Here is a 4,945-nt window from a genome sequence, read left to right as displayed (position 1 = left end):
AAGAGAAAGGTTTTTCTCAAGAGGGTTTTGCCAATTTCATCGAAATGAATCGGGGTTACTACGGGACTGTGGAACGTGGCGAAGCCAATATAACCATTTTAAATCTTCTAAAAATTCTTAAAGGATTAGATGTCACACCAAATGAGTTGTTCCCGCCCTCAACTTATGTGAGCTTGAAGAGGAAAATAACTAAAAACTCAGCCTCATAAACCATGATGAGTAAGGGGCTAATCTAATGCTTGATAAAGAAGTGGAAAATTGAAATAAAAACCCATGTAAAAAATGCCTGCAGGATAAGGAAAATTAATAAAGTTATAACAAAAGTACTTGTCTTCGTATACTCAATATTTTCATACGATATCAGGCATTAATTATCACTAATAATGAGTGTTCATTGGATCATTTCTAATGGTGTCAATGCCCATGTCTGTGGTGATGATAGCCACCAAATCGCTTCTTAACTGGCATGTTACCTTTTGAATCATCTTAAAATTTCTTCATAAAAGAATGGTAGAATCTTCGCAATAATTAAATACCCTACTTATCGTCTTCCTTAACTCCAACATCTATTCACATCCTTGGCAGTGAATTCAAATAATAATTTGAACTTATATTAAGCTTGGGGAGGTATAGATTCCCTATTCCAAAAGACAACTGATTTTTTCAACAAGTAGTCATGACTGGCACTGCGTATTTCTAAACGGTGCTATATTATATAAATGATTTATAAAATGAGGTGGGTTGTTTTTATATTGATTCTCTCTCACTTTATTTCATTGCAAGGAGCATAGATATGCCAAAGCAGAGACTTATTAAAGCAGTTATTGGGATAATGAGCGCGATACTTTTGTTGATCTCTTGCGCCCCATCAACAACGACCAATAATTCACACCGTGTTTCTCATACTTATGAAGGACACAACACGGGAGGAATAGGTTGGCATTAACATGAACAAGTATGTTTTTTGCTTTTCATCCCCTGTTCATGTAGTGCTATAGTAGGATGTTCAGTCCAAACAATTCATTGAAAAAATAATAAGGAGATTTCATTATGTTAAAAAGGAATGCGTTCATTTTATTGGCCGCTTGCAGCTTGGTTGCCACGCCACTCTTCGCAGAAGATATGCCTTCTGGTTCTCAAATGAATAATATGGGAATGCAAAGCTCTAATCAGCAGTCAACCCAACTGCAAGACGAAATGAAGCAAATGCAAGAAGCACTAAAACAAATGCAGGAGATGCATGATAAGCTTATGAATGCAAAAACAACGGAAGAAAAGAAATCGTTGATGCAAACACAAATGCCCATGATGGAAGAAGGCATGCACACCATGCAAAAAGGCATGAAGATGATGCAAAGTATGCACGATGATACAGCAAAACAACCCGAGATGATGGATCAACGTATGAAAATGATGCAAATGATGACGCAAATGATGCAGATGATGATGGATAGGCAAATGATGGGATGTCCCATGATGAAAAACCAATAACTCCTCTATAAGAGAGGCCTATCCTAGGGTAATTGACTCAAATCACCTGAGCTCTTATGAGATGTCTAAGAGCCCTATTGTCAGTAGCCCATTAAGATTGGCCTATTCAGAGCCTACCTATTTCATTGAACTCTATAAAGGGATGGTTTGGTGTATCATCATATAACCCAGTGACATGGGTGTGCAGATTGATGAGACCTCCTACATAGCTTTTGTTTTTTAGATTTGAGGCGGGCTGTTATTAATTAGCATTTTGCTCTCTGTTTTCAAACTCTGTTATATTAAAATTCCATAAAGTGATGTAAAAATAGAGAGAATAGGACGACACCTAATTCATGGGTCATGAATACAATTGGAAAATGATGGATAAAAACACGGCTGTTGCTCAAAGTCATGGAACTCCCATCGGCAGGATAATCGAAATCAATGGCCCTGTTGTCAGGATACATTGTGATGTACTGCCTCCTTTGCATCAATCTCTTAAAACTTACACGGACAGTGATGAATACATTTTGGAAGTGTGTCAGCACCTTGATGAGCATCATGTGAGAGCCATCACGCTCCACCGTGCCTCAGGATTGCAAAGAGGTTTAATAGTTTATGACCAAGGCACTTCGTTACAAATTCCCGTTTCAAAAGAATGCTTGGGCCGCCTTTTAAATATTTTTGGTGAGCCGTTAGACGGCGGCCCACCATTAGAAACCAATGAATATCGTGATGTTCTAGCCAAATCAGAACCACTTCAAATGACGAGCACTCAAGAAACCATTCTTGAGACAGGAATTAAGGTCATTGATTTACTTTGTCCCTTCGTCAGGGGCTCTAAAACGGGATTGTTTGGTGGTGCAGGAGTTGGAAAAACCGTACTCCTGATGGAATTGATGCATGCCATTATTCAATTGCATCAAGGAACCTCCGTCTTTGCTGGTGTTGGCGAGCGTATTCGGGAGGGACATGAATTGTGGCATGAGATGAAATCCGCAGGCGTAATGGATAAAACCCTCATGGTGTTTGGTCAAATGGACGAATCACCGGGAGTGCGTTTTCGCACAGGGTTATCGGCATTAACTTATGCGGAATATTTGCGTGATACGTTGGGCCATGAGGTTCTTTTTCTTGTGGATAATATTTATCGTTTTGTGCAAGCCGGCAGTGAAATTTCAGGCCTACTCGGCCGAATGCCGGCCAGTGTCGGTTATCAACCCACCTTAATGACTGAGATAGCGGAACTTGAAGAGCGCATGACATCGACTGCCAAAGGAGCAGTGACTTCGGTACAAGCGGTTTATGTTCCGGCTGATGATATGAGCGATCCGGCGGTGACCGGGATTATTACTCATTTGGATTCCATCATCGTACTCTCTCGCGCACAAGCAGGCAAAGGCATTTATCCCGCCGTAGATCCCTTAGCTTCCAAGAGTCAATTTATGGATAAAATCCTATTGGGCGAGCGACACTATTCCATTGCACAAGCCGTACGAGAACACCTTGAACATTATCAAGAATTAGAAGACATGATTTCTATGATGGGGATTGAAGAGCTTTCTCCTAAAGACCGTGCTATTGTGTTAAGAGCACGTAAACTGCAGCGCTATCTTAGCCAACCCTTTCATGTCACCAAGCTTCAAACAGGAATGGAAGGGAAATCGGTTTCATTAGAACACACATTAACCGATTGCGAATCCTTTCTAAGAGGCGATTACGATGAATTTTCAGAAGAAGAGTGTTACATGAGAGGTGCCATGGATAAAGGGAGATAACGACGGACATGGAGCTTTTTACTATCCATCTTAAGAGTGCCACACAATATGAAAAAATCGATAAGGTCATCAGTTTTGTGGGTGAGGATGCTTCTGGGCAATTTGGAATTTTAGCTCATCATAGCCGAATGATGACGTGCTTAAAATTCGGCTTGGCCTGGTTTCGTGATGAAAATCAAGAGACGGAATACTTAGCATTGCCAGGTGCCGTGGTTTATTTCATTGACAATCAATTGCATATTGCGACACGACATTATGTGCGCCATAAAGAATACCAAGCCATACAAAGGGTCCTGGCGGAAGAATTACATTGGGAAGAAAACAATCTATTGCGCACTAAAGAAAGCGTGCATCGTTTGGATGAAGAAATGTTAAAGCGTTTATGGGAATTAAACCGGCAGAACAGCTATGGAATTTAAAAATTCAAACAAGGAACTGGAACAACAAGTGAAACGAAACGTCCGCAAAATCAATAAAGCTAAAAAGGGAAAATCAACGTTATTAGCCCAAACAGTTTACCTGGGTACTTTAGGCTTTGTTTTTGTGTTACCCATCATTGCAGGAGCCTATCTCGGGGTTTGGCTCGATGAGAAAATAAAAGGGTATTCCATGAGTTGGACCATCAATTTAATCCTCCTTGGGGTGATTATTGGTGCCATTAACGTGTATCTTTTAATTAAGGACTAACCGTGGGAGAAGAAGGATTCTTAGCGCATTTTGCCTTTTCAATCGGTGGATTACCCATCACACAAAGCGTCTTAACCACGTGGTTCATTATGATCTCCTTATTCATCATGGCATGGAGTACCACTTACAAATGCTCTCTCCTACAGCCAAGCACGTACCAACTCCTTTGGGAGGGTGTTTTGAGCACCATGTACGATGCGATAAAAGAAGTATTGCCCAACCACGTTGAGTTGATATTTCCTTTTGTAGCCACCTTGTGGATTTTTATCCTTGTTTCCAATTTAATCGGTGTTATCCCGGGATTTTATTCACCAACGGCGGATTTATCGGTGACGGCATCCCTTGCGATAATAACTTTTTTATCGGTACACTGGTTTGGAATTCGTGCCGAGGGGTGGCGAGAGTATTTGAAACATTATATTAAGCCAACTCCTTTTTTATTGCCTTTTCATTTAATCAGCGAAATCTCTCGAACCTTAGCATTGGCCGTCCGCTTGTTTGGTAATATCATGAGCTTGCAATTAACCGCCCTGATTGTCCTCATGATTGCCGGATTTTTAGTTCCTATTCCAATACTCATTTTACATATTATTGAAGCCATCATCCAAGCGTATATTTTTGGCATGCTGGCCTTAATTTACATTGCTGGGGGCATTCAAGCCCATGAGCTTAAAAGCCAAGGAGAATCGTTATGAATGACATAAGTTGGTTTAGTTTAGCGTCAACCGTTATTGCAGCAATAGCCATTGCCATAGGAACTATAGGGCCAGCTCTGGCCATGGGGCGCGCGATTAGTCACGCCTTAGATGCTTTGGCAAGGCAACCTGAAGCCGAAAAATCCATCACCAGAACCTTATTTATTGGTTTGGCCATGATCGAGTCGTTAGCCATTTATTGTTTGGTGATTGTTTTGATTATCCTCTTTAGAAATCCATTATTGTCTTATTTTGTAACGCAACAGGGATAAAACCAATGGAACTCTCTTGGACCACTTTTTCATTAGAACT

At 40.7% G+C, this 4,945-nt stretch carries 8 protein-coding genes; all 8 read left to right on the top strand.

What is annotated here, in order from left to right; translation table 11 throughout:
* Positions 1-209, top strand: a 209-nt coding sequence (locus tag ACWTEW_RS05555) for a helix-turn-helix domain-containing protein (protein WP_454783612.1), incomplete at its 5' end; no start/stop codon positions are given.
* Positions 210-793: 584 nt separating this feature from the next.
* Positions 794-946 carry a hypothetical protein gene (locus ACWTEW_RS05550; RefSeq protein ID WP_165481402.1) on the top strand — a complete coding sequence of 51 codons (153 nt, stop codon included), beginning with the start codon at positions 794-796 and terminating at the stop codon, positions 944-946.
* A 104-nt stretch (positions 947-1,050) separates the two neighbouring features.
* A complete protein-coding gene (locus tag ACWTEW_RS05545; protein ID WP_021582720.1) occupies positions 1,051-1,491 on the top strand; it encodes a substrate of the Dot/Icm secretion system in 441 nt (146 codons plus the stop codon).
* A gap of 362 nt (positions 1,492-1,853) precedes the next feature.
* A complete protein-coding gene (gene atpD, locus ACWTEW_RS05540) occupies positions 1,854-3,251 on the top strand; it encodes a F0F1 ATP synthase subunit beta (protein WP_439649218.1) in 1,398 nt (465 codons plus the stop codon).
* A gap of 8 nt (positions 3,252-3,259) precedes the next feature.
* On the top strand, positions 3,260-3,670 hold the full coding sequence (locus ACWTEW_RS05535; RefSeq protein WP_058393158.1) for a F0F1 ATP synthase subunit delta/epsilon: 411 nt from the start codon (positions 3,260-3,262) through the stop codon (positions 3,668-3,670).
* Positions 3,660-3,938, top strand: a complete 279-nt coding sequence (locus ACWTEW_RS05530) for an AtpZ/AtpI family protein (RefSeq protein ID WP_011946150.1) — start codon at positions 3,660-3,662, stop codon at positions 3,936-3,938. The genes ACWTEW_RS05535 and ACWTEW_RS05530 overlap by 11 nt, the downstream gene beginning before the upstream one ends.
* Positions 3,939-3,940: 2 nt before the next feature.
* Complete coding sequence (locus tag ACWTEW_RS05525) at positions 3,941-4,633, top strand: F0F1 ATP synthase subunit A (RefSeq protein WP_021460704.1); 693 nt, start codon at positions 3,941-3,943, stop codon at positions 4,631-4,633.
* Complete coding sequence (locus ACWTEW_RS05520) at positions 4,630-4,905, top strand: F0F1 ATP synthase subunit C (protein WP_011946148.1); 276 nt, start codon at positions 4,630-4,632, stop codon at positions 4,903-4,905. The genes ACWTEW_RS05525 and ACWTEW_RS05520 overlap by 4 nt, the downstream gene beginning before the upstream one ends.
* Positions 4,906-4,945: the final 40 nt, after the last annotated feature.

It is taken from the genome of Legionella stuttgartensis, assembly GCF_977063405.2.
Note: the sequence above shows the minus strand (reverse complement) of the source record. Positions and strands in the feature narration are given on the sequence as shown.

Excerpts from the sequence above, each read along its gene's own strand:
- ACWTEW_RS05520 (WP_011946148.1), top strand. The coding sequence starts at position 4,630 with ATGAATGACATAAGTTGGTTTAGTTTAGCGTCAACCGTTATTGCAGCA.
- atpD (WP_439649218.1), top strand. The coding sequence starts at position 1,854 with ATGGATAAAAACACGGCTGTTGCTCAAAGTCATGGAACTCCCATCGGC.
- ACWTEW_RS05550 (WP_165481402.1), top strand. The coding sequence starts at position 794 with ATGCCAAAGCAGAGACTTATTAAAGCAGTTATTGGGATAATGAGCGCG.
- ACWTEW_RS05535 (WP_058393158.1), top strand. The coding sequence starts at position 3,260 with ATGGAGCTTTTTACTATCCATCTTAAGAGTGCCACACAATATGAAAAA.
- ACWTEW_RS05530 (WP_011946150.1), top strand. The coding sequence starts at position 3,660 with ATGGAATTTAAAAATTCAAACAAGGAACTGGAACAACAAGTGAAACGA.
- ACWTEW_RS05545 (WP_021582720.1), top strand. The coding sequence starts at position 1,051 with ATGTTAAAAAGGAATGCGTTCATTTTATTGGCCGCTTGCAGCTTGGTT.